This is a genomic window from Oryzomicrobium sp., from assembly GCF_021287045.1.
GTDB lineage: Bacteria > Pseudomonadota > Gammaproteobacteria > Burkholderiales > Rhodocyclaceae > Oryzomicrobium.
Window position 1 is genome coordinate 134525 of the sequence record NZ_JAJTBG010000006.1, and the last position, 23647, is coordinate 158171.

Consider the following 23647-nt stretch of genomic DNA (forward strand, 5'->3'; position numbering starts at 1 on the left):
TCTTGCCGGCTGCGGCCGCAGCCGATGCGCTGCGGCGCGGGCCGGCACCCTCAACGGCGGCGCGATCCGCTGCCGCCGAGGATCGAGCCGAGCACGCCGCGCACGATCTCCCGACCCACCTGAGAGCCGAGGGCTCGGGCCGCCGACTTGGCCAGGGTTTCCACCAGGGAGTCGCTGCGCCGCCCGCCCTTGGCCGCCGGGGCGCCGCCGAAGATGTCGCCGAGCACGTCTCCAAGGCCGCCGCCCGACGGGGCCGGTACCGTCGTTCCAGCCGGGGCGCCGTCGGCGGACCCCGGGGTCTGGGCACTGCGGCCGCGCAGGATTTCGTAGGCGCTTTCCCGGTCGATCGCCTGCTCGTAGTGGCCGAACAGCAGGGAGCCCTTGATCACCGCGCCGCGCTCGTCGGCCGTCAGGGGCCCGATGCGCGAGGCCGGCGGCAGGACGAAGGCCCGCTCGACCATGGCCGGCCGGCCCTTCTCGTCGAGGAAGGAGACCAGGGCCTCGCCCACCCCCAGTTCGGTGATGGCCGCAGCGGCGTCGAAGGCCGGGTTGGCGCGCAGGGTCTCGGCGGCGGTCTTGACCGCCTTCTGGTCCCGCGGCGTGAAGGCGCGCAGGGCGTGCTGGACCCGGTTGCCGAGTTGGCCGAGGACCTTCTCGGGAATGTCCAGGGGGTTCTGGCTGACGAAATAGACGCCCACGCCCTTGGAGCGGATCAGCCGCACCACCTGCTCGATCTTTTCCTGGAGGGCCGGCGGCGCCTCGTTGAAGAGCAGGTGGGCCTCGTCGAAGAAGAACACCAGCTTGGGCTTGTCCACATCCCCCACCTCGGGCAGGCGCTCGAACAACTCCGAGAGCAGCCAGAGCAAAAAGGTGGAGTACAGCCGGGGCTGCTGCATCAGGGAATCGGCAGCCAGCACGTTGACCACGCCGCGGCCATTGCCGTCGGTCTGCATCAGGTCGGCGATGTCGAGCATCGGCTCGCCGAAGAACACCTCACCCCCCTGCTCGCCCAGGGTCAGCAGGCCGCGCTGGATGGCGCCGATGGAGGCTGCGGAGATGTTGCCGTACTCGGTGGTGAAGGTCTTGGCGTTGTCGCCGACGTGCTGGACCATGGCGCGCAGGTCCTTCAGGTCGAGCAGCAACAGGCCGTTGTCGTCGGCGATCTTGAACACCAGCTGCAGCACCCCGGCCTGGGTGTCGTTGAGGTTGAGCAGCCGGGCCAGCAGCACCGGCCCCATGTCGGAGATGGTGGCCCGCACCGGGTGGCCCTGCTTGCCGTAGACGTCCCAGAACACCACGGGCAGCGCCTGGGGCGCCCAGTCGGCGACGCCCAGGCTCTTTAGCCGCTCGGCCAGCTTGGCCGATTCCTGCCCTGGGGCGGCGACGCCGGACAGGTCGCCCTTCACGTCGGCGAGGAACACCGGCACGCCAATGGCCGAGAAGCGCTCGGCCAGCACCTGCAAGGTGATGGTCTTGCCGGTGCCGGTGGCGCCGGTGATCAGGCCGTGGCGGTTGGCCAGGGCGGGCAGCAGGCACAGATCCTCGGCCTGGTGCCGGGCAACGGGAAGGGGAGCAACCATGGGGGAGAGCCTCGCTATGCTAGAATTTTGCGATTCTAAAACGCTCTTGCATCCGTATCAGAGCGGGTTTTCGACACTACATCACGTTTGAGGTGAGCTATGGCCGGGCATTCCAAATGGGCCAACATCCAGCATCGTAAAGGCCGGCAGGACGCCAAGCGCGGCAAGGTCTTCACCAAGCTGATCAAGGAAATCACGGTAGCGGCCAAGATGGGCGGGGGCGACCCGGCCATGAACCCGCGCCTGCGCCTGGCGATCGAAAAGGCCAAGGGCGAATCGATGCCCAAGGACAACATCGACAACGCCGTGAAGCGCGGCACCGGCCAGCTCGAAGGTGTCAGCTACGAGGAAGCCCGCTACGAAGGTTACGGTATTGGCGGCGCGGCGGTGATCGTGGATTGCCTCACCGACAACAAGGTCCGCACCGTGGCCGACGTGCGCCACGCCTTCTCCAAGTACGGCGGCAACATGGGCACCGACGGCTGCGTGGCCTTCCAGTTCAAGCACTGCGGCCAGCTGATGTTCGCCCCGGGCACCGACGAGGACGCTCTGATGGAAGCCGCCCTGGAAGCCGGTGCCGACGATGTGGTGAGCAACGACGACGGTTCCATCGAAGTCCTCACCGGCCCCTGGGAATTCACCACCGTCAAGGAAGCCCTGGAACGCGCCGGCTTCAAGGCCGAATTCGGCGAGGTGAGCATGAAGCCCCTCAACGAGTCGCCCCTGTCCGGCGACGACGCGGTGAAGATGCAGAAGCTGCTCGACGCCCTGGAATCCCTGGACGACGTCCAGGAGGTGTACTCCTCGGCGGTGTTCGAGGACTGAGCCTCCCGAGGCGAAAGACGAAGCGGCGCCCGGCGCCGCTTCGTCGTTTTAGCCCCTGGCCTTTCCAGCCTTTTTCTCCGACCCCGACGCCCGTGCCCACCCTGCGCCCGCTCCTGCCGCTCCTCTTCGTCCTGTTGTGGAGCACCGGCTTCATCGGCGCCAAGTTCGGCCTGCCCTACGCCGAGCCCCTCACCTTCCTGCTCGCCCGCTACATGCTGGTGATCGCCCTGATGCTGGGGGTGGCCCTGGCCACCCGCGCCCCCTGGCCGAAGGAGCCGCGCCAGTGGCTGCACATCGCCGTCACCGGGGTGCTGCTGCATGCCTGCTACCTGGGCGGGGTGTTCGTCGCCATCGGCCTGGGCCTGCCCGCCGGGGTCACCTCCCTGGTGGTCGGCACCCAGCCCCTGCTCACCGCCCTGGGCGCCGGCTTGCTGCTCGGCGAGAAGGTCACCGGTCGGCAATGGCTGGGGCTGGCCCTGGGCTTCGTCGGCGTCGCCCTGGTGGTCTCCAGCAAGCTGGCCGGCCTACCCCTGGGCGCCCTGCTGCTGCCGGCCCTGTTCGCCCTGGCGGCGATCACCGCCGGCACCCTGTACCAGAAACGCTTCTGCCCCCACTTCGACCTGCGCACCGGCGCGGTCATCCAGTTCGTGCCCACGGCCCTGGTCACCGCCCTGGCCGCCGCGGCCAGTGGCGAATCGTTCCACATCGCCTGGAGCGGCCAGTTCGTCTTCGCCCTGCTCTGGCTGGTGCTGGTGCTGTCGGTGGGCGCCATCAGCCTGCTCAACCTCTTGATCCGCAGCGGCAGCGCGGTCAACGTGGCCAGCCTGTTCTACCTTACCCCGCCGACCACGGCCCTGATCGCCTGGGCCGCCTTCGGCGAGACCCTCACCGGCGCCGCCCTGGTCGGCATGGCGGTGGCGGTGGGCGGTGTCGCCCTGGCGCGCAAGTGAGCCGGCCGTGACCTTGCCCGCGCCCACCACCCTGCGCATCCTCGGCATCGACCCGGGGCTGCGCATCACCGGCTTCGGCGTCATCGACGTCACCGGCAGCAAGCTCGCCTACGTGGCCAGCGGCTGCATCCGCACCGACGACAAGGCCGGCCTGCCCGAGCGGCTGGCCACCATCGCCCGGGGCATCGACGCCATCGTCGTCGCCCACGCCCCGGGCCAGGCGGCCATCGAGGAGGTGTTCCTCAACCGCAACCCCTGGTCCACCCTGCTGCTCGGCCAGGCCCGGGGCGCCGCCATCACCACCCTGACCCTGGCCGGCCTGGCGGTGGCCGAATACGGCACCATGCAGATCAAGCAGGCGGTGGTGGGCCACGGCCGGGCCGACAAGACCCAGGTGCAGCACATGGTGCGGCGCCTGCTGCAACTGCCCGGCGACCCATCGCCGGACGCGGCCGACGCCCTGGCCTGCGCCATCTGCCACGCCCACGGCGGCCTGGGCATGGGCGCCCTGCCCACAGCCGGCCGCCGCCGCGGCGGCCGGCTGATGGCCAAGGACCTGGCCCGCCTGCCCGGCGCGGCCACCCTCTCAACCTCTTCCGGGGACAAGAAATGATCGGACGACTCGCCGGCACCCTCATCGAGAAAACCCCGCCCCAGGTCCTGGTGGACGTGGGCGGCGTGGGCTACGAGGTGGACGTGCCCATGAGCACCTTCTACAACCTGCCCGGCCTGGGCGAGAAGACCGTGCTGCTCACCCATCACGTGGTGCGCGAAGACGGCCACTTCCTATTCGGCTTCCTCACCGCCGAGGAGCGAGCCACCTTCCGCCAGCTGGTGAAGATTTCCGGGGTCGGACCGAAGATGGCCCTGGCCGTGCTCTCCGGCCTGTCGGTGAGTGAGCTGGCCGCCGCCGTGTCGCGCCAGGAAACCGGGCGGCTGACCAAGATCCCCGGGGTAGGCAAGAAGACCGCCGAGCGCCTGCTGCTCGAACTCAAGGACAAGCTCGCCCCGGTGGGCGCCGCCGCCGGTGCCGCTGGCGCCCTGGCCCCGGACGCCAGCCACGACATCCTCAATGCACTGCTGGCCCTCGGCTACAATGAGCGCGAAGCCGGCCAGGCCATGGACAAGCTGCCTGCCGGCGTTTCCGTTTCCGACGGCATCCGCCAGGCCCTCAAGCTCCTGGCCAAGACCTGAGTTGCCTCCGCCCCGGCCTCTGCCCTGATCCGTCCGTCCCCCGATGATCGAAACCGACTCCTTTTCCGCCCCCGCCAACCGCCTGATCGCCCCCGGCGCCGCCTCCACCCAGGAGGAGGCCATCGAGCGGGCGCTGCGGCCGAAGCGCCTGGCCGACTACGTGGGCCAGGCCAAGGTGCGGGAGCAACTGGAGATTTTCATCCAGGCGGCCCGCAAGCGCGGCGAATCCCTCGATCACGTGCTGCTGTTCGGCCCCCCCGGCCTGGGCAAGACCACCCTGGCCCACATCGTCGCCCAGGAGATGGGCGTCAACCTGCGCCAGACCTCGGGCCCGGTGCTGGAGCGCCCCGGCGACCTGGCGGCGATCCTGACCAACCTGGACGCCAACGACGTCCTGTTCATCGACGAAATCCACCGCCTGTCGCCGGTGGTGGAGGAAATCCTCTACCCGGCCCTGGAGGATTTCCAGATCGACATCATGATCGGCGAAGGCCCGGCGGCCCGCTCGGTCAAGCTCGACCTGCCGCCGTTCACCCTGGTGGGGGCCACCACCCGGGCCGGCATGCTGACCAACCCGTTGCGCGACCGCTTCGGCATCGTCTCGCGGCTGGAGTTCTACAACGCCGCCGAGCTGACCCACATCGTCAGCCGCTCCGCCGGCCTGCTCAACGTCGCCATCGAACCCGACGGCGCCCTGGAGATCGCCAAGCGCTCCCGGGGCACGCCGCGTATCGCCAACCGGCTGCTGCGCCGGGTGCGCGACTACGCCGAGGTCAAGGCCGGCGGCGTGATCACCGCCCCGGTGGCCGACGCCGCCCTGTCCATGCTCGACGTGGACCCGGCCGGTCTGGACATGATGGACCGCAAGCTGCTCGAAGCCGTCATCGACAAGTTCGGCGGCGGCCCGGTCGGCGTGGACAACCTGGCGGCGGCCATCGGCGAGGCCCGGGACACCATCGAGGACGTGCTGGAGCCCTACCTGATCCAGCAGGGCTACCTGCAACGCACCCCCCGGGGACGTATGGCCACCGCCGCCATCTACCGCCACCTGGGTTTCCGCCCCCCCGCCGGACTGCCCGCCGAGGCCACGCCCCAGCTGTGGGACGAGGAAAGCTGAGCCGCCTTTCCTCCGGATTTGCAACAACTGGTTACAGTGCGTTACAGCCCAGGTTTCTCGCTCGCTTTCCAGACTCCTAAAATAGCGCCTTCATGCCCGCCCACGAACAAAAGCCCAACGCCTTCACCTGGCCCGTCCGGGTCTACTACGCCGACACCGATGCCGGCGGCGTGGTCTACCACGCCACCTACCTAGATTTCCTCGAACGCTGCCGTACCGAATGGCTTCGCCAGATCGGCCACGACCAGCGCGACCTGGCCCGGGACCACAACCTGGTGTTCGTGGTGCGCAACATCAACATCGACTACCTGCGCCCGGCCCGTCTCGACGACCTGCTCAACGTCGGCCTGGAGGTCGACAAGCTCGGCCGCAGCCAGGTGGTGTTCCGCCAGCACGTGCGCCGCGCCAGCCCGGACGCGCCGTCCGGCTGGGAAGAACTGGTCACCGCCACGGTGCAGATCGTCTGCGTGGACTTCGCCAAGATGAAATCGACTCCCATCCCCGACTGGCTGCGCGCCAAATTCGAGACCCTGCAATGAACGTCACCCAAGACCTGTCGATCCTGCATCTGATCACCAACGCCAGCGCCGTCGTGCAGCTGGTGATGGCGCTGCTGGCCGGCGTCTCCTTCATGTCCTGGTACTACATCTTCCGCAAGTGGTTCGCGGTGCGCCTGGCGCGCAACAAGACCGAGCAGTTCGAGCGCGACTTCTGGTCCGGCGGCGACCTGGCCAACCTCTACCAGAGCGCGGTCAACGACCGCCACCACGCCGGCGCCATGGAGCGCATCTTCGAATCCGGCTTCCGCGAATTCACCAAGCTGCGCGGCCAGAAGAACCTGGAAGCCAAGGACGTGGTGGACGGCTCGCGCCGCGCCATGCGCGCCACCTACCAGCGCGAGGTGGACGGCCTGGAAGACCACTTGGCCTTCCTCGCCTCGGTCGGTTCGGTGTCCCCCTACGTGGGCCTGTTCGGCACCGTGTGGGGCATCATGCACGCCTTCCGCGGCCTGTCCAACGTGGGCCAGGCCACCCTGGCCTCGGTGGCCCCCGGCATCGCCGAAGCCCTGGTGGCCACCGCCATCGGCCTGTTCGCGGCAATCCCCGCGGTGCTCGCCTACAACCGCTTCGCCTACGACATCGACCGGCTGTCCACCCGTTTCGAGAGCTTCATGGAAGAGTTCTCCAACATCCTGCAGCGGCAGATGCGCTAAGGGTCCGAGTCCATGCGTCCCCGCCGTCTCAAGAACGAAATCAACGTCGTCCCTTATATCGACGTGATGCTGGTGCTGCTGGTGATCTTCATGGTCACCGCGCCGATGATGCAGACCGGCTCGATCGACCTGCCCACCGCCGCCGCCGGCAACGAAACGCCGCAGAACCCGGTGGTGGTGTCCCTCAAGGCCGACCAGTCGATCGTCCTCAAGGACGGCTACGGCGGCCCCGAGCAGTCCGTGGACAAGCGCGACATCGCCCGCACCGTGGTGGATTTGCAAAACGGCAACGACGAGCGTCCGGTGGCCGTGGTCGGCGACAAGTCGGTCAAGCTCGAACTGCTCGCCGAGGTGCTCGGCCAGCTCAAGGAATCGGGCGTCAAGCGGGTCGGCATGGACGTCCAGGTCACCCCGACCGCCGGCAAGCGCTGATCCTCCGCCAATGTCCGCCCTGCACTACCTCGACACGGCCCCGGCCCCGGGAAAACGGGCGAGCCTCGTGCTCGCCGTCGCCGTGCACGTGGCCCTGGCGATCTTCCTCATCGTCGGCGTCTCGTGGCGCTCGACCCCGCCGACCTCGGTCCAGGTGGAGCTGTGGAACGCCACGCCGGGGCTGGTGACCGCCGCGCCCAAGCCGAGCGCCCCGCCGCCACCTCCTCCTCCCCCTCCCGAACCCAAGGTCGCGCCCAAACCGGCCCCCGAGCCGCCGCCCCCGGTCAAGCCGGTGGCCAAGCCCGACATCGCGGTGAAGAAGGAGCCGGAGAAGAAGCACGAGCCAAAACCCGAGCCCAAGCCCGAACCGAAACCGGAAAAGAAGCCGGAACCGAAGCCCGAGCCCAAGCCGGAGAAAAAGCCCGAGCCGAAACCCGAACCCAAGGCCGAGAAGAAGCCCGAGCCGCCCCGTCCGGACTTCAGCTCGGCCCTCAACGATGAGCTGAACCAGGTCAACAAGAAGGTTTCCCGGCAGCAGAGCGACAACCGGCTAAAGAACCTGGCCGAAGCGGAAACCGCCACGGTGGCGCGCAACATCGGCCGCGGCGACTACGCCGCCAAGATCAGCGCCAAGGTGCGCGGCTACGTGGTGTTGCCGCCCAACGTTCAAGGCAACCCGGAAGCGGTGTTCCAGGTGGAGCAGCTGATCACCGGAGAGGTGATCAGCGTCAAGCTGCAAAAGAGCAGCGGCAATCCGGCCCTCGACGCCGCGGTGGAGCGCGCCATCCACAACGCCTCGCCGCTACCCAAGCCGGACTCGGGCCAGCCCGACCGCGTGATCACCATCAAGTACCGCCCCCGGGAAACCTAAGGTTTTATAATGCTTTTTTTCGCGGCGCCCCACCGGCTGCCGCCTGAACCCCGATATCGCCCATGACGACTCCCCGATTCCTGCCGCGCCGCTCCCTGATCCAGGGGCTGCTTGCCGCCCTGGCCCTGTCGGTCCTGCCCCACGTGGCTCACGCCCAGCTGACCGTCGAGGTCACCGGCGCCGGTGCCAACCGCATTCCCATCGCCATCGCCGATTTCGGCGGCGAACCGGGCCTGTCCCGCGCCCTGACCACCGTGGTGCGCGGCGACCTGGAACGCAGCGGCCTGTTCAAGATGATCGACCCGGGCAGCCAGGCGCTGACCGAGAACAGCGCCGTGGACTACGGCAGTTGGAAGGGCCGCGGCGCCGACGCCCTGGCCGCCGGCAGCCTGGCCAGCGGCGGCGATGGCCGCATGGAGGCCCGTTTCCGCCTCTATGACGTGACCCGCCAGCAATCCCTGGGCGGCGCCGCCTACCTGACCAGCACTCCGGCGCTGCGTGCCGCCGGCCACCGTATCGCCGACTTCATCTACGAAAAGCTCACCGGCGAACCCGGCGTCTTCTCCACCCGCATCGCCTACGTGGTCAAGACCGGTTCCCGCTACGCCTTGCAGATCGCCGATGCCGACGGCCAGAACGCCCAGTCGGCCCTGGTCTCCAAGGAACCGATCATTTCCCCGGCCTGGTCCCCCGACGGCGGCCGCCTGGCTTACGTGAGCTTCGAGAACAAGAAGCCGGTGGTCTATGTGCACAACCTGGCCACCGGACGGCGCCAGGTGGTATCCAATTTCAAGGGTTCCAACTCGGCCCCGGCCTGGTCCCCCGACGGCAACCGCCTGGCGGTGGTGCTGACCAAGGACGGCGGCTCCCAGATCTTCGTGCTCAACGCCGACGGCTCCGGGGTCACCCGGCTGATGACCTCGTCCGGGATCGACACCGAGCCCCAGTGGTCCGCCGACGGCCGCTACGTCTATTTCACCTCCGACCGGGGCGGCCAGCCCCAGATCTACCGGGTCGCCACCAGCGGCGGAGCGGCGGAGCGGGTCACCTTCGAAGGTTCCTACAACGTCAGCCCGCGCCTGTCCCCGGACGGCCGGCTGCTTGCCTACATCACCCGCGGCGCCGGCGGTTTCCGCCTGGCAGTGATGGACCTGAACTCCCGCCAGACCCAGGTCCTCACCGACTCCTCCCGCGACGAATCCCCCAGTTTTGCTCCCAACGGACGCATGATCCTGTTCGCCACCGAAATCGGCGGCCGGGGCGTGTTGTCCGCCGTATCCGCCGATGGTCGCATCAAGCAGCGCCTGTCGATCGCCGCCGGTGACGTGCGGGAGCCAGCCTGGGGTCCCCTGGTCAAGTAGCCCCGGCCGTCCGTCACCGTCTGACCACTTCCTCCTCTACGCTCTTCCTTTCGGAGAACACAATGCGTTTCGCTCAAACCTCTGCCATTACCGCAGCCCTGCTCGCCGCCCTGGTGACCGGTTGCTCCACCACCAGCACCGAAGGCCAATCCGGCGCCGCCGTGGAAACCCGCACCCCGACCGCCACCTCCTCCGGCGTGGGCAACCAGTCCGGCGCCCTGTCCCCGCTCAAGGACCCGAACAACATCCTGTCCAAGCGCAGCGTCTACTTCGACTTCGACAAGTATGAAGTGAAGGCCGAGTACAAGCAGCTGGTGGCCGCCCACGCCAAGTACCTGTCCGAGAACAAGTCCGCCAAGATCCTGATCCAGGGCAACACCGACGAACGCGGCTCCCGCGAGTACAACCTGGCCCTGGGCCAGAAGCGTGCCGACGCCGTGAAGAAGGCCCTGAACCTGCTCGGCGCCAAGGATGACCAGATCGAGTCCGTCTCCCTGGGCGAAGAGAAGCCGAAGGCCGAAGGCCACGACGAAGCGGCCTACGCCGAAAACCGTCGCGCCGACATCCTCTACAACGGCGAGTACTAAGATGGTTGGCCTGCGACCCACCTCTCCCCACGCGCCTGCCGCCCGCCTGTCGCGGACGGCGGCGATCCTGGCGGCTCTGTTGGTCGCAGGCCTGTCGGCGGCGCCCGCGGCGCACGCCGGCATGTTCGACGACGACGAGGCCCGTCGCCAGATCGCCGATCTGCGCGCCGAGTCCCGTGCCCGCCTCGACAAGCTGGAAGCGGCCAACCGCGCCCAGCTGGAGCTGTCCAACCAGCTCGACAACCTCAAGTCCGACGTGGCCCAGCTGCGCGGCCAGGTGGAAATGCTCACCTACGAGCTGCAGCAGGCCCAGCAGCGGCAAAAAGACTTTTACCTGGACCTGGACACCCGGCTGCGCAAGTTCGAGCCCCAGGCCCAATCCGGCGGCGATGCCCCGGCTGCCGGCGGCGACGCCCCCGCAGCCCAGGCTCCGGCCAAGCCGGCCGCCAATCCCCAGGCCGAAGCCAAGGAATACGAAGCGGCCCTGACCCTGTTCAAGGGCGGCAAGTACAAGGAAGCGGCCAACGCCTTCGACGCCTTTGGCCGCGCCCATGCCCAGAGCGACTTCGCCCCCTCGGCCCAGTTCTGGCTCGGCAACAGCTTCTACGCCCAGCGCGACTGCAAGAAGGCGATCGCCGCCGAGCAGGTGGTGCTGAGCAAGTGGCCCGACCACGCCAAGGCGCCGGATGCCCTGCTGACCATCGCCAACTGCCAGCAGGAGCTGGGCGACGCCAAGGGCGCCCGCCAGTCCCTGGAGCGCCTGGCCGCCAAGTACCCGGACAGCCGGGCCGCCCAGTCCGCCAAGGACCGGCTCAAGAAATAAGCAGCACGCAAAGGAAGTACCCGAGGTGGAGAATCACCGTCAGCTGACCCTGCGGATCAGCGAAATCTTCTATTCCGTTCAGGGCGAAGCCTCCCGGGTCGGCTTGCCGACGGTGTTCGTCCGCCTCACCGGCTGCCCCCTGCGCTGCGTCTGGTGCGACACCGCCTACGCCTTCACCGGCGGCGAGACCCAGACCATCGGCCAGATCCTCTACGAGGTGGCCAAGTACCCGACCCACCACGTCTGCGTCTCGGGCGGCGAGCCCCTGGCGCAGAAGAACTGCCTGCCCCTGCTCGCCGCCCTGTGCGACGACGGCTGCGACGTGTCCCTGGAAACCTCCGGCGCCCTGGACATCGCCAAGGTGGACCCCCGGGTGTCGCGCATCATGGACCTGAAGGCGCCGGACTCCGGCGAGGTCGGGCGCAACCGGCTCGCCAACCTGGCCCACCTCACTCCCCGGGACGAAGTGAAGATCGTCATCGCCTCCCGGGGCGACTACGACTGGGCCAAGGCCCAACTGGACGAGCACGCCCTGGCCGACAAGTGCCCGGTGCTGTTTTCCCCGGTGGCGGGCCAGCTCGAACCGCGCCAGCTGGCCGAGTGGATCCTGGCCGACGGCCTGCCGGTGCGCTTCCAGGTGCAACTGCACAAAATCCTTTGGGGTAACATGCAGGGCAAGTGAGCCCGCCCCGGCCGCATCCCCGCGGCCACGGGGCTTGAGGAGCCCTGCCATGTCCGACCAGCCCGCCCATCCCACCGCCCCCGTTCCGCCCACCGGCCAGGAGCGCCGCCACCATGCCCGAGTGGTCTACCGGGGACCGGCCCGGCTGCTCACCCGCCAGGGCCGGCTCGACGGCGAAGTGCTCGACCTGTCGTTCAAGGGCGCCCTGCTCGCCCTGGACGCCCCGCCACCTATCGGCACCCAGTGCACCGTGGAAGTCCCCCTCGGCGACGCCGGCCCAGTGGTGCGCCTGGAAGGCCACATCGCCCACGTCGAGGCCACCCACCTGGGCCTCTTCTGCGAGCGCATCGACCTGGACAGCGCCTGCCACCTGCGCCGCCTGGTCGAACTCAACCTGGGCGACCCGGACCTGCTCGAACGGGAACTGGCCGCCCTGGCCCACGGCCACTGATCCCGGGGCGGCCCCCGCCGCCCGCCTGCCACTGCTGCGAATTGACCTGCCCGGGGTTTATCCCCACCATCCGCCCCCATGACCGATTCCGTTTCTCCCGCCGCCCCCAAGGCGGTCATCCTGCTTTCCGGCGGCCTCGATTCCGCCACCGTCCTGGCCATCGCCCGCGAACAGGGCTACGCCTGCTACTGCCTGTCCGTGGACTACGGCCAGAAGCACCGCGCCGAGCTGGACGCCGCCGTCCGCGTCGCCAAGGCCCTGGGCGCCGCCGAGCACCGGGTGGCCAAGATCGACATCGGCCAGTTCGGCGGATCGGCCCTCACCGACCCCGGCCTGGAGGTACCCACCGAAGGCCTCCAGCCCGGCATCCCCATCACCTACGTGCCGGCGCGCAACACCATCCTGCTCGCCCTGTCCCTGGCCTGGGCCGAGGTACTCGACGCCCGCCACGTCTTCGTCGGCGTGAACGCGGTGGACTATTCCGGCTATCCGGACTGCCGCCCGGCCTTCGTCCAGGCCTTCGAAGACCTGGCCAACCTGGCCACCAAGGCCGCCGTTGAAGGCGCCCGGCTGAGCGTGCACGCCCCCCTGATCGACCTGTCCAAGGCCGACATCGTGCGCACCGGCACCCGCCTCGGCGTGGACTACGGCCTCACCGTGTCCTGCTACCAGGCCGATGACCAGGGCCGCGCCTGCAGCGCCTGCGACGCCTGCCGGCTGCGCCGCGAAGGTTTCGCCGCCGCCGGCCTGGCCGACCCGACCCGCTACCGCGGCGCCTAACACCCTGCCGCCCCTGCCTTCTCCCGCTTTTTCCCGCCCTTTCCCGCCCTTTCCATGGACGTCAGCCAACTCGCCAGCCAGGTAGTCCTTTACGGCTTCTTCCTGGGCGCCCTGCTCGGTTTCAGCACCCGCGCCACCCACTTCTGCACCGTCGGCGCCGTGGCCGACGTGGTCAGCATGGGCAGCTTCACCCGTCTGCGCATGTGGTCCCTGGCCATCGCCGTGGCCATCCTCGGCGCCGCCCTGCTCGAAGTCGCCTTCGACCTGCCCCTGGCCCGCACCATCTACCGCCAGCCGCGCCTGCCCCTGGTGCCCTTCGTCACCGGCGGCCTGCTCTTCGGTGCCGGCATGGTGCTGGCCTCGGGCTGCGGCCTGCGCTCCCTGACCCGGGCCGGCGGCGGCAACCTGAAGTCCTTGGTGGCCTTCCTGGTGCTGGCCCTCACCGCCGAAATGACCATGCACGGCATCCTCACCCCGCTGCGCACCCTGGTGCAGAGCGCCCCCCCGCTGCCCCTGCCGGCGCCGGACGTCGGCACCCTGGCCGCCGGGCTGGGCCTGGCTCCCGGCACCGCCCGGATCGTCGCGGCCATCGTGGTGGGCGGCCTGTTCCTGGCCTGGGCCCTGGCCAGCCGCGACGTCTGGCGGACCCGCCCCCTGCTCGGCGGCCTCGCCGTGGGCGGCCTGGTGGTGGGCGCCTGGTACGTCACCGGCCACCTGGGCTTCATCGCCGAAGATCCAGACACCCTGGAAGAAGCCTTCATCGGCACCGCCAGCGGCCGCCCCGAGGCCCTGACCTTCGTCGGCCCCCTGGCCCACAGTCTGGAGTGGCTCTCCTGGGCCAACGACGGCAGCCGCAAGGTGACCTTCAGCATCGCCACCGTGGCCGGCGCCTTCCTCGGCGCCCTGCTCCAGGCCCTGGCCTTCCGCGAGTTCCGCTGGGAAGGCTTCCGCGACGCCCGGGATACCGCCCGCCACCTGATCGGCGCCGTGCTGATGGGCTTCGGCGGCATCCTGGCCATGGGCTGCACCCTGGGCCAGGGCGTCACGGGCGTCTCGACCCTGGCCCTGGCCAGCTTCGTCGCCCTGGCCGCAATCATCGCCGGCGCCTTCGCCATGGTCCGCCTCGACCTGTGGTGGATGGAGCGCCAGGCCGGCTGATGGCCTCCCCCGGGAGCCGGCCTTGCCGCACCGGCGCTCCGCCCGTAGAATGCGGGCCTTGTCTTGCGGCACACGAATGCGTGCCGCCCCGCCAGTGCAACGCCGGCGGCGCAAAGCCCAGACGGGCGGGTGTAGTTCAATGGTAGAACGGCAGCTTCCCAAGCTGCATACGAGGGTTCGATTCCCTTCACCCGCTCCACTGCATCATTCTGCGGACTTCCGCAGAAGTCCAAGAGAGTCTGCAAGTCGTTGCCACACAAGGACTTTTCCTCTCTTTGACGTTCTGCCGCGGTCCACTGCGATCCATCTACAGCCGGGACTTTTAAGTCCACAAACAAGTCCATTTTTGCGGGCGCGGCTGATTCCGGATTGTTGATGGAGGGGCGAGGTCGACGTGACCAGCATCTGGTTCCTGACTCATGTTCAGGAGCAAGAGCATGGCACTCTCAGACCTGGCCGTTCGACAGGCCAAGGCAACTGGCAAGGCATACACCCTCCCTGACTTGGATGGCCTCTCCCTGGCCGTCACGGCTGCAGGGGGCAGGACTTGGCACTTCCGCTACTACTGGGCGGGCAAGCAGAAGCGGATGTCGCTCGGCACCTATCCGGAGGTGACGCTTCGCGAGGCCCGCAGCCTGCGCGACGAAGCGCGCGCCCTGCTGGCCAAAGGCACCAATCCTCGCGTTCACCGCAAGCAGAAGCGCACCGCTGTCCGGCTCGCCGACGAAAACACCTTCGAGGCGGTGTATCGCAAGTGGCTCAAGCATCGCGGGCTCAGCCTCAAGGAAGGCCGGCAGACGACCCTCTCGATACTTCCGCGCATCTTCGACAAGGATGTGCTGCCCGCCTTGGGCAAGCGGTCGATCTATGAGATCAAGCGTCCCGACCTCTTGGAGGTGATCGCCAAGATCGAGAAGCGCAGGGCGCTCTCCGTCGCCGAGAAAGTCAGGACGTGGTTCAACCAACTGTTCCGCTACGCGCTGGTGATCGTGCCGGGCCTGGAGCAGAACCCTGCCTCCGATCTCGATGTGGTGGCGCTGCCGCTGCCACCCGTCAACCACAACCCGTTCCTGCGCATGGCCGAGCTGCCGAAGCTGTTGCAGCGGCTGCGCAGCTATCGCGGCAGGCGGCAGACCCAGCTCGGGCTGCGGCTATTGCTGCTGACCGGCGTGCGAACCGGAGAGCTGCGACAGGCGACGCCGGATCAATTCGATCTGGACCGTGGGTTGTGGATCATCCCGCCCGACGTCGTGAAGCAACTCCAGTTGGATATGCGCAAGAAGCGGCAGCAGGCGAAGGACATCCCGCCCTACATCGTGCCGCTGTCGATTCAGGCCATGGAGATCGTCCGGCACCTGCTGGATGAGTTCAAGCCGGCCCAGCGCCACCTGTTCCGGCACGACAGCGACTTGAAGAAGCGCATCAGCGAGAACACGCTCAATGGTGCGCTCAAGCGCATGGGCTATCAGGAACGCCTGACCGGACACGGCATCCGCGGCACGATGTCCACTGCGCTCAACGAGATCGGCTACCCGAAGGTCTGGGTGGATGCACAGCTCTCGCATGTCGATCCCAACAAGGTCAGCGCGACCTACAACCATGCCGAGTACGTGGAGCAGCGTCGCCGCATGATGCAGGACTGGGCCGATCGGCTCGACCTCTTCGAGCAGAACCAGGTCGAGGCAGCCAGCATGCCGCTCACCGTGCATCTGGAAGGCGTGCCCGCGTTCCCGTGTGAGCAAACCGCAAGCGCGCCCTCCACGCCGGTTGCCGCTTCGCCAATCCTGCTCGTGACGAAGCCGGGTGACGCCATGCCGTTGGTTTCTGCCGCCGCACATCGGCTGCCGGCGGTTCCGCCCCCTCGATCGGCCGCGCCGCTGGTGCCTTCGGACATTCAGCGCGAGAGGATGGAACTGTTCGATGTCTTCGAGGCGCCGCACAACCTTCCCGTCGCTGCGTTTGCCAGGATGGCAGGCAAATCCCGCAGGTGGATCAGCTACGAGATCAAGGCGGGCAACTTGCTGGCGTTGAACGTAGGCAACCGCGGCCAGCGCGTGCCGGACTGGCACCTCGACCCACTCAAGCACGAGCTGATCCAGTCCGTCCTGAAGCTGACCAGGGGTGCGGACCCTTGGCAGATCTACCATGCACTGCTGCAGCCGCGCTCGATGCTGCGGGGGCGTTCGGCACTGGAGGGCGTGACGGCCAGCAATCTCGACAAGCTCGTCATGGCCGTGAGCACAGCCGTGAAGGAAAGCGAATGGACCCTGCCGCGAGTCGGGGTCGCCTAGCAGGGGAAGCCACAGAATTTGGGAAAAATCGTACGCTAAACGCCAGCGCTGGCCTCGTCTCGGGTGCTGACGGTATGGCAAGAACAATTCACGAGCCCTTGAAGAATGCCGCACGCCTCGACGGGTCGTGCGCCGGCGCACTTTTCACGCAAGGCCGTCAAATGCAGCCTTAGCTGCAACAACGCCTCGACCCGCGCCTCCACCTGCCGGATATGGTCATCCAGCAGGGCATTCACTTTTCCGCAATCCTGGGTGGGGCTGTCCCACAGGTTCAGTAAGGTCCGAATCTCGCCCAGCGACATGTCCAGCGAACGGCAGTGGCGAATGAACTGCATGCGCTTGACTTGCTCCTCGCCGTACAGCCGATAGTTCCCGCTGCTTCGCGCCGGCTCAGGCAATAGCCCTTCCTTTTCGTAGTAACGAATGGTCACGACCTCGCATCCCGTGCGCTGCGCCAGTTCGCCGATCCTGATTTCCATGCTGGTCCTCCAATGCTTGACCCTATAGCCACTATAGGGATTTTAATGCATTTGAACGAATGACGACGCCGAGGAATTGCTATGAGTTGCGGATCAAGCGGGTACGGTTGTGCTGATGCTCCCGTTCTCAAATCAGAAACACAGACCAGCGCCACTACCGGGGTGGCGGTTGCCGTCTATCACATCGAGAACATGGACTGCCCCACGGAAGAAGCGCTGATCCGGGGCAAGCTGGGCGGCGTGCCCGGCGTGGTGGAGCTCGATTTCAACCTGATGCGGCGCACCTTGACCGTGCGGCACACCCTGGCGTCGTTGGCCCCCGTGGAACAAGCCTTGGCGGCTGTCGATATGCAGGCGGTGCGACAGGACGACCGCTCGGCGGTGCAGACCACCCGCCTTGCCATCGCCAAGATGGATTGTCCGTCCGAGGAGGCGCTGATCCGCAGCAATCTCGCCACGCTGGCCGGTGTGATCGATCTCGACTTCAACCTGATGCAACGCACGCTCACCGTGCGCCATGCCCCAGCCGTGCTGCCTGACGTGCTGGGTGCTCTGCAATCGCTCGGCTTCGAGGCCCAAGTGCTCGAAGAAGCCAACCGCACGCCTGCGTCATCAGCACCGGGGCAGACCACGACCCATTGGTGGCCGCTCGGCATCTCGCTAGTCGCCGCTGTTGCGGCGGAGGCCGTGTACTGGCTCCAAGGCGGCAATCATTGGTCGGTGATGGTTCTGGCTCTGGTCGCCATCCTCACCGGTGGCCTGTCCACCTACAAGAAAGGATGGATTGCCCTCAAGAACCGCAACCTCAACATGAACGCCCTGATGTCGATTGCCGTCACCGGGGCCATGTTGATCGGGCACTGGCCGGAGGCGGCGATGGTGATGGTGTTGTTCGCTTTGGCCGAGGTCATCGAGGCCAAGTCGCTGGACCGCGCCCGCAACGCCATCGCGGGGCTGCTCGATCTGGCCCCGGAGCGAGCCACGGTGCAACAGCCTGATGGCTCATGGCGCGAGGTGGATGCCAAGCAGGTTGCGATCGGCAGCCGGGTGCGAGTGCGGCCTGGCGAACGCATCGCCCTCGATGGGGAGGTCGTAGAAGGCCGCTCGACCGTGAACCAAGCGCCGATCACCGGGGAGAGTCTGCCCGTCGACAAGGGCCTAGGCGATCCCGTCTTTGCGGGTTCCCTCAACGAGTCAGGCTCGTTCGAGTACCGTGTCACGGCGCTGGCGAACAACTCCACGCTGGCCCGCATCATTCATGCGGTGGAGGCCGCACAAGGCAGCCGCGCGCCGACCCAGCGCTTCGTGGATCAGTTCGCGCGCTGGTACACGCCCGCCGTATTCGCCTTGGCCGTGGTCGTCGCACTGGTGCCGCCGCTCTTTGTGGGAGCGGCATGGCTGGATTGGATCTATCGGGCGCTGGTTTTGCTGGTGATCGCCTGCCCGTGCGCGCTGGTGATTTCGACACCCGTCAGCATCGTCAGCGGGTTGGCCGCAGCGGCACGCCACGGCATTCTCATCAAGGGCGGCGTGTATTTGGAAGAGGGCCGCAAGCTGCGCTGGCTGGCCTTGGACAAGACCGGCACCATCACCCACGGCAAGCCCGCGCAGACCGACTTCGTTGCCTTGGGTAACGCTTCGCCCCAGCACGCCCGTAGTCTCGCGGCCAGCCTGGCCAGCCGCTCCGACCATCCGGTGTCCAAGGCAATCGCGCAAGCCGCCCTTGCCGACGGCGTGGCGCTGCGCGAAGTCGCGGAATTCGCCGCATTGCCCGGCCGAGGCGTGCGCGGCGTGATCGACGGAGTGGCCTATCACCTCGGCAACCATCGGATGCTCGACGAGCTGGGACATTGCTCCCCCGCAATGGAACAACGCATCACCGCACTGGAAGCCGAGGGTAAGACGGCGGTGATGCTGGTGGAGCCCGAGGGCGTGCAGGCGCTCATGGCAGTGGCCGACACCATCAAGGACAGCAGCCGGAGCGCCGTGGCCGAACTGCACGCGCTGGGCATCCAGACCATGATGCTGACCGGCGACAACCCACACACCGCCAAGGCGATTGCCACACAGGCCGGGATCGACCGCGCACAAGGCAACCTGCTCCCCGATGACAAACTGCGCGAGATCGAAGCGCTTGCCCAGTCCGGCGGGGTCGGCATGGTCGGTGATGGAATCAACGACGCTCCGGCGTTGGCTCGTGCCGACATTGGCTTCGCGATGGGCGCGGCGGGCACCGACACGGCCATCGAGACGGCCGACGTGGCGCTGATGGACGATGACCTGCGCAAGATTCCGACCTTCGTGCGGCTGTCCCGCACCACGGCACAGGTGCTCACACAGAACATCGCGCTTGCGCTGGGCATCAAGGCCGTGTTCCTGGTGCTCACCTTCACCGGCCACGCGACCATGTGGATGGCGGTGTTCGCCGACATGGGAGCTAGCCTGCTGGTGGTGGGCAATGGCTTGAGGCTGCTGCGCCGATGAGTTGGAAATTCGTGCTGTATGACTGGGCCGGTCTGAATCTCGCGCTATTTCAAGCGATCAATGCTGGGACGCCCGCAGTGCTGTGGCCGCTGGCGTCGCTCTTCAGCCTAATCGGCAGCTACTGGACCGCGCCCCTAACCGTACTGGGCCTATGGGCATGGTCAAAGGCATCTTCCGATCCGGCCCGCGTTCGGCTAGTGCGGAGCCGTTTGTTGCACTTCGGCGTCGCGTTCTTGCTGGCCTTGGCGGCGGCGTCGGCCTTGAAGTGGTGGCTCGACTTTCCGCGCCCGCATGCGGTGCTGGGCGCAGCGGTGCATGTCATCGGCGCTGTGGAGCTGCATTACAGCCTGCCCAGCGGGCACGCGACCTACGCGGCGCTGGTGGCCGCTGCGTTGTGGCCGCTGCTGGCCTGGCGCGGTCGCGGTTGCCTGTTGATGTATGCCGCCCTGGTTGGCTGGTCACGCATGGCGGCAGGTATGCACTTCCCGGGCGACGTGCTGGCAGGCTGGGGGCTGGGCTTGGGCTGCACCGTGCTCTCGCGGTGGCTGATCTCGTTCGCCACTGCGGCGCGCGCAAAGGGGCTGCTCGCGCCGGCCTTGCCGTGGTACGGGGTGGCTGCGGCAGCGGTTGCTGCTGATCAGGCAGCCAAGCTCTCGATCGAACGGGCGTTCGTCTATGGCAAACAGGTCGAGATCACGCCGTTCTTCAACCTCGTGCATGTGCTCAATCCGGGCGCCGCGTTCAGCTTTTTGGCCGGAGCGAGTGGCTGGCAACGTTACTTCTTCATCACGTTAGGACTGCTCGTCGCGGTCTGGCTCATCCGACAACTGAAGCAGACGCTGCCGCGCTTCGAAGCCGTCGGCTACAGCCTCATTCTTGGCGGGGCACTTGGCAACGTGGTGGATCGCCTGCTGCGCGGTCAGGTTGTGGACTTCCTCGACTTCCACTGGCAGGGCATGCACTGGCCCGCGTTCAACCTCGCCGATGTTGCGATCTCCATCGGAGTCGGCTGTTTGATCGCTAGGTTCCTTGAAATTCGAGACAAGGGTAACAAGGGTAGATTGTTGTCAGGATGAGCTGCGACGCAGGCGCTGCGCGACTCCGGCAACGGGATCGACGACGGGTTGCTGCAATACCTGTCGCCGCTGGGCTGGGAGCACATCAATTTGATCGGCGACTACGTATGGCGGCAGAGCCGGAGGGCCGAAGACGTGCAGTTCCGGCCGTTACGCATCAATGGGAAGGCCAGCGCATCAGTCAGGACACCAAGCGCGCGCGGCGGGCGAATCTTGCCTGGGTGTCCGACAAGGTAGCGTTGCGGCGGAGCAGGTAAGCCATCACGATCATTGGTGCGCCGGCCAGCGGCCGTACGGCGATGCCTCGGCGTAGGTAGCTCGCCAGTCTCGCGGCAGGCGCAATGGCGATCCCGTACCCGGCAGCAACCAGCGTCATCGCCACATCGAATGTCTCCACCGTTTGCTCCCGCTCCTGCAGCGCGTTTTCGAACACGCGCTGCACGGTCACGCGCCATGGTTCATCGGCCGTGGACTGCGAGCAGATCAAGGGCTGCTTGAGCACTTCCTCGCACGGCACTTCACGGTAGGCCAGCAGGTGGGAGCGCTTGGCCACGGCGACCGCCAGCGTGTCAGGCCACAGCGGCTCGCATATCCAGCCAGGCCACTGCCGGGCAGCCGCAGACAAGGCGAAGTCGAAGCCGTCGCCCGGCAGCTCCGCGCCTCGACCGGGATCTGTCCATCCGGCCAGGACGGCATGAGTCTCCGGCTCTTCGGCGCGCTGCAGGGCGAGCACGTCGGCGAGCTGGGGAGGCACCCATTCGCCGAGGACGGCCATGCGAATTTCGGCGGTGATGTCACTCGATTCCACGTCCAGCTCCCCCCAGGCGGTGAAGTCGTGGCAACTGATCTCGAAGCCGTTGAATGAGTTAAGTTTAACGTGGTTTAAATCGTGACCGTGTTCGACGCTCTTGGCAATGCCAAAGCGTTCGATCCAAAGGGGCCGCCCCACCGGCACCACTACCTACGAAGCGGAACCAGCCATCGCGTTTGGGGCTGCCGTGCGGGAAGAAAGAACCAACCAGGGTATCGCTCAGGAAACGCTGGCCCACATGGCCGGCATCGAACGGTCGCACATGGGCAAGATCGAGCGCGGCGAGCATGTCCCCACGCTACCTCTCATCCTCAAGATCGCCCGTGCGCTGAAATGCAGTTCCGCCCACTTGATGACTCTGACCGAAGCCAAGCTGGCAGAGTCGGCCCCATCCGCAGATTGAAGCCGGCCCGCACAGCGGTCGCATGCCTACGCCTGATCGTCGTCCTTGCCCCCAAGGGCTGAATCTTCGCGCTTTGCGGCCTCGTTGACGAGCCGCAGGTATGGGTTGTCTGGCGGCGTCTCCTGGAACAGCGCATCCGGGCTGGCGAGCAGGTAGCCGTGCAGCCGGCGCGACTTGCGCGGCCCCGTGACTTCGCAGGTCCAGATGTTCAGCCCGCTCGGCTGCTTGCGGTGCTGTCCCAGCTTCTCGAAGCGCTTCTGTACCCACTGCCACCCCTCCAGCTTCTCCTGCTTGGCCAGCGCGGCGACTTGAAGGTACTCCTGCTCGTAGCGCTGGAACACGCCGGGGCTGACGAGGTAGGTCGTACCGGCGACGGTATGCACCAGGGCCTTGGCGTCGTTGATGATGAGCTTGCGCGTCTGGATGCTCTGACGCAGCCAGGCCATGAAGTGCGCCCCGGAGGGCTCCGCGCGATTCTGGGAAGGCGCGGGTCTCACCTGCGGCGGGGGCACGGTCGAAGGGGCCGGCTCGGGCTCGGCAACAGGGGAACTCGGGATCTCCGGTGCCGTGGGTGGAGCGGTGTCGCCCAGCAGGTCGAGCAGCGCGGCCACGCCGGTGTCTGTGGCTGCGGAAGCGATCGGCGCCGTGCTCGCGGGTGCAGCTTCGGTGCCTACCACGTGCGGCCCATCGGCAACCGCCGGCGCCAGCGGCGGCGGCTCCGCCTGTTCCTCTTCGACCTGCACACGGCCTGCGAACGGCGCCGGCCGGTCGGCGGCATCCCAGATCATCGCCGGCGAGAGTTTCAGGAAGGTGAAGGCGTGCGACCAGCCGGAGTCGCTGGTGACGGTAGCCTTCCAGATCGCCTTGCCATCCGGTGTCGGCTGCACGATGCCGTGATCCTGCAACACGTTGAACACCGCCGTATTGCTCGCCGGGATGCCGTCGATGCCCTGCGACAGCAGATGTGCGCGCAGCTTGTCGGAGACGGTCTTGCTCACCAGCCACAAGGCGTCTTGGGTCAGCCAACCGTCCGCCGGGCCGGCCTGGTTCAACTTGAACGCTTCCTTGAGCAGGTAGCGCAAGCCGTCGAGCAATTTGCGTTGCAGCGCATGCTTGGGCGCCGCCAGCGCCTTGCTGGGATCGCCGCCGAGTTCCTGGGCGACCGATGCCTGGTCGGCCTGCACGACCAACTCGCCGAGCGTGCCGGCGTGCTCGTACTGGCCGGCCAGCACGTAGAGCAGCGCGGCCCAGAGGTCGGGATAGCCGCTGAGCCAGTCGAAGATGTCCCGATCGAGAAGGCGCGCGTAGAGCAGCCCGGTGGCGGCGCTGTGCAGGCGGTACTCGCGCTCCTTTCGGTAACGAAAGCGGTAGGGCTTTCGCAGCGGGCCGTGCCAGGGATACCAGACGCTGCCGTCGGCATGCTCGACGTGCAGATCGACCGCAATCTTGCCGATGTCGTGCAGCAGGGCCGCGTAGGCCGTGCCTGCGGTCCAGGCTTCGGCCTGGGCCGCCTGTGCCTCCGGCGTGACGCCCGCAGGCAGCAGGTATGACTGCCGCAATTTCAGCGCATAGGCGACGATCTCCAGGCCGTGGTCCAGCATGCCGCCCGGATAGGCGTGGTGGTGGTTCTCGGAGGCCGGGAACTGCTGGACCAACTCGGCGTAGCGCTCCAGTGGGGCTAGGTAGAGCGTGGCGAACTGCCGGCGCGAGAGCGATGTGCGCTGCCAGATGTGTTCCAGGAGTTTCTGCCGGCGCGGCGTGGCCAGCAGCGATGCGGCCGACTCCGGCCGCATCAACCCTTTCGGAGTTTCGATGGCGGAAGTGGGCGGTGTGCCGGCGGTGGGTGGCACCCTTTTGCGCTGGAACAGCGAGAGCATGGCGAACCCCGGATGACGGGCTGCTCAGGGGCGCCTTTTGGCCTTTTCAGGATAGGGCCTTTCCCCTTGGCGCCCTTCCTTTGCCCCTTCCCAGCCCTTTGGCCTTTGTCGGAAGCCTTTGGGTATAGGGCCGCTGCTGCGCGGGTGCCACGATGAATGCGGCATGGGGCAATCCCGGCAAGTGGGGCGCTGCGGGACGTTC

General features: G+C 67.4%; 24 protein-coding genes, 1 tRNA gene and 1 pseudogene. 22 read left to right on the forward strand and 4 right to left on the reverse strand.

What is annotated here, in order from left to right; all coding sequences use genetic code 11:
• Window positions 1-50: 50 nt before the first annotated feature.
• The gene (locus LWW89_RS08395) at window positions 51-1580 is read right to left on the reverse strand and encodes a helicase HerA-like domain-containing protein (protein ID WP_293263630.1); all 1530 of its coding nucleotides are present in this window, start codon (window positions 1578-1580) and stop codon (window positions 51-53) included.
• A 99-nt stretch (window positions 1581-1679) separates the two neighbouring features.
• On the opposite strand from LWW89_RS08395, the gene LWW89_RS08400 reads away from it, so the two are divergent.
• The 18 genes from LWW89_RS08400 to LWW89_RS08485 all read left to right on the forward strand — a co-directional run bounded on the left by LWW89_RS08400 (window position 1680) and on the right by LWW89_RS08485 (window position 16315).
• The gene (locus LWW89_RS08400; RefSeq protein ID WP_293263631.1) at window positions 1680-2405 is read left to right on the forward strand and encodes a YebC/PmpR family DNA-binding transcriptional regulator; all 726 of its coding nucleotides are present in this window, start codon (window positions 1680-1682) and stop codon (window positions 2403-2405) included.
• A 101-nt stretch (window positions 2406-2506) separates the two neighbouring features.
• Entirely contained in the window at window positions 2507-3355 is an 849-nt protein-coding gene (locus LWW89_RS08405) for an EamA family transporter (protein WP_293263656.1), read from the forward strand.
• A 7-nt stretch (window positions 3356-3362) separates the two neighbouring features.
• On the forward strand, window positions 3363-3968 hold the full coding sequence (ruvC, locus tag LWW89_RS08410) for a crossover junction endodeoxyribonuclease RuvC (RefSeq protein WP_293263632.1): 606 nt from the start codon (window positions 3363-3365) through the stop codon (window positions 3966-3968).
• Window positions 3965-4549, forward strand: a complete 585-nt coding sequence (ruvA, locus tag LWW89_RS08415) for a Holliday junction branch migration protein RuvA (protein WP_293263633.1) — start codon at window positions 3965-3967, stop codon at window positions 4547-4549. Before ruvC ends, ruvA begins: the two co-directional genes overlap by 4 nt.
• A gap of 43 nt (window positions 4550-4592) precedes the next feature.
• Window positions 4593-5666, forward strand: coding sequence for a Holliday junction branch migration DNA helicase RuvB (ruvB, locus tag LWW89_RS08420; protein ID WP_293263634.1), 1074 nt, complete (start codon window positions 4593-4595; stop codon window positions 5664-5666).
• Window positions 5667-5758: 92 nt separating this feature from the next.
• The gene (gene ybgC / locus LWW89_RS08425; RefSeq protein WP_293263635.1) at window positions 5759-6205 is read left to right on the forward strand and encodes a tol-pal system-associated acyl-CoA thioesterase; all 447 of its coding nucleotides are present in this window, start codon (window positions 5759-5761) and stop codon (window positions 6203-6205) included.
• The gene (tolQ, locus tag LWW89_RS08430) at window positions 6202-6879 is read left to right on the forward strand and encodes a protein TolQ (RefSeq protein WP_293263636.1); all 678 of its coding nucleotides are present in this window, start codon (window positions 6202-6204) and stop codon (window positions 6877-6879) included. Before ybgC ends, tolQ begins: the two co-directional genes overlap by 4 nt.
• A 12-nt stretch (window positions 6880-6891) precedes the next feature.
• Window positions 6892-7311, forward strand: coding sequence for an ExbD/TolR family protein (locus LWW89_RS08435; RefSeq protein ID WP_293263637.1), 420 nt, complete (start codon window positions 6892-6894; stop codon window positions 7309-7311).
• Between the two features lie 10 nt (window positions 7312-7321).
• Complete coding sequence (locus LWW89_RS08440; RefSeq protein ID WP_293263638.1) at window positions 7322-8182, forward strand: energy transducer TonB; 861 nt, start codon at window positions 7322-7324, stop codon at window positions 8180-8182.
• Between the two features lie 62 nt (window positions 8183-8244).
• Window positions 8245-9543 (forward strand): Tol-Pal system beta propeller repeat protein TolB, encoded by a 1299-nt coding sequence (gene tolB / locus LWW89_RS08445; RefSeq protein ID WP_293263639.1) that lies wholly within the window; start codon window positions 8245-8247, stop codon window positions 9541-9543.
• A 62-nt stretch (window positions 9544-9605) separates the two neighbouring features.
• Window positions 9606-10130, forward strand: coding sequence for a peptidoglycan-associated lipoprotein Pal (pal, locus tag LWW89_RS08450; protein WP_293263640.1), 525 nt, complete (start codon window positions 9606-9608; stop codon window positions 10128-10130).
• A 1-nt stretch (window position 10131) separates the two neighbouring features.
• A complete protein-coding gene (gene ybgF / locus LWW89_RS08455; protein ID WP_293263641.1) occupies window positions 10132-10953 on the forward strand; it encodes a tol-pal system protein YbgF in 822 nt (273 codons plus the stop codon).
• Between the two features lie 25 nt (window positions 10954-10978).
• Window positions 10979-11635 carry a 7-carboxy-7-deazaguanine synthase QueE gene (gene queE, locus LWW89_RS08460; protein ID WP_293263642.1) on the forward strand — a complete coding sequence of 219 codons (657 nt, stop codon included), beginning with the start codon at window positions 10979-10981 and terminating at the stop codon, window positions 11633-11635.
• Between the two features lie 49 nt (window positions 11636-11684).
• Window positions 11685-12086 carry a PilZ domain-containing protein gene (locus tag LWW89_RS08465; protein WP_293263643.1) on the forward strand — a complete coding sequence of 134 codons (402 nt, stop codon included), beginning with the start codon at window positions 11685-11687 and terminating at the stop codon, window positions 12084-12086.
• Between the two features lie 78 nt (window positions 12087-12164).
• Window positions 12165-12866, forward strand: coding sequence for a 7-cyano-7-deazaguanine synthase QueC (gene queC / locus LWW89_RS08470; protein WP_293263644.1), 702 nt, complete (start codon window positions 12165-12167; stop codon window positions 12864-12866).
• Window positions 12867-12920: 54 nt separating this feature from the next.
• Entirely contained in the window at window positions 12921-14024 is a 1104-nt protein-coding gene (locus LWW89_RS08475; protein ID WP_293263645.1) for a YeeE/YedE family protein, read from the forward strand.
• Between the two features lie 125 nt (window positions 14025-14149).
• Window positions 14150-14223 (forward strand) — tRNA-Gly (locus LWW89_RS08480).
• 238 nt (window positions 14224-14461) lie between these two features.
• Window positions 14462-16315 (forward strand): integrase arm-type DNA-binding domain-containing protein, encoded by a 1854-nt coding sequence (locus tag LWW89_RS08485; RefSeq protein ID WP_023093099.1) that lies wholly within the window; start codon window positions 14462-14464, stop codon window positions 16313-16315.
• Between the two features lie 35 nt (window positions 16316-16350).
• On the opposite strand, the gene cadR is transcribed toward LWW89_RS08485, so the two are convergent.
• Window positions 16351-16794, reverse strand: a complete 444-nt coding sequence (cadR, locus tag LWW89_RS08490) for a Cd(II)/Pb(II)-responsive transcriptional regulator (protein WP_013721909.1) — start codon at window positions 16792-16794, stop codon at window positions 16351-16353.
• A 162-nt stretch (window positions 16795-16956) separates the two neighbouring features.
• On the opposite strand from cadR, the gene LWW89_RS08495 reads away from it, so the two are divergent.
• The 3 genes and pseudogenes from LWW89_RS08495 to LWW89_RS08505 all read left to right on the forward strand — a co-directional run.
• Window positions 16957-19278, forward strand: a complete 2322-nt coding sequence (locus LWW89_RS08495) for a heavy metal translocating P-type ATPase (protein ID WP_224787484.1) — start codon at window positions 16957-16959, stop codon at window positions 19276-19278.
• Complete coding sequence (gene lspA, locus LWW89_RS08500) at window positions 19275-20354, forward strand: signal peptidase II (protein WP_013721907.1); 1080 nt, start codon at window positions 19275-19277, stop codon at window positions 20352-20354. The genes LWW89_RS08495 and lspA overlap by 4 nt, the downstream gene beginning before the upstream one ends.
• Window positions 20355-20366: 12 nt before the next feature.
• A pseudogene (locus tag LWW89_RS08505) lies at window positions 20367-20591 on the forward strand (Tn3 family transposase); the annotation flags it as partial.
• Here LWW89_RS08505 and LWW89_RS08510 read toward each other — a convergent pair.
• On the reverse strand, window positions 20536-21162 hold the full coding sequence (locus tag LWW89_RS08510; RefSeq protein ID WP_031642508.1) for a substrate-binding domain-containing protein: 627 nt from the start codon (window positions 21160-21162) through the stop codon (window positions 20536-20538). The pseudogene LWW89_RS08505 and the gene LWW89_RS08510 sit on opposite strands and share 56 nt — an antisense overlap.
• 106 nt (window positions 21163-21268) lie before the next feature.
• On the opposite strand from LWW89_RS08510, the gene LWW89_RS08515 reads away from it, so the two are divergent.
• Window positions 21269-21568: a helix-turn-helix transcriptional regulator gene (locus LWW89_RS08515; RefSeq protein WP_003282197.1), complete on the forward strand. Its 300-nt coding sequence runs from the start codon at window positions 21269-21271 to the stop codon at window positions 21566-21568.
• Window positions 21569-21594: 26 nt separating this feature from the next.
• Here the strand turns inward: LWW89_RS08515 and mobH are convergent, their stop codons facing one another.
• Window positions 21595-23445, reverse strand: coding sequence for a MobH family relaxase (mobH, locus tag LWW89_RS08520; RefSeq protein WP_023093101.1), 1851 nt, complete (start codon window positions 23443-23445; stop codon window positions 21595-21597).
• Window positions 23446-23647: the final 202 nt, after the last annotated feature.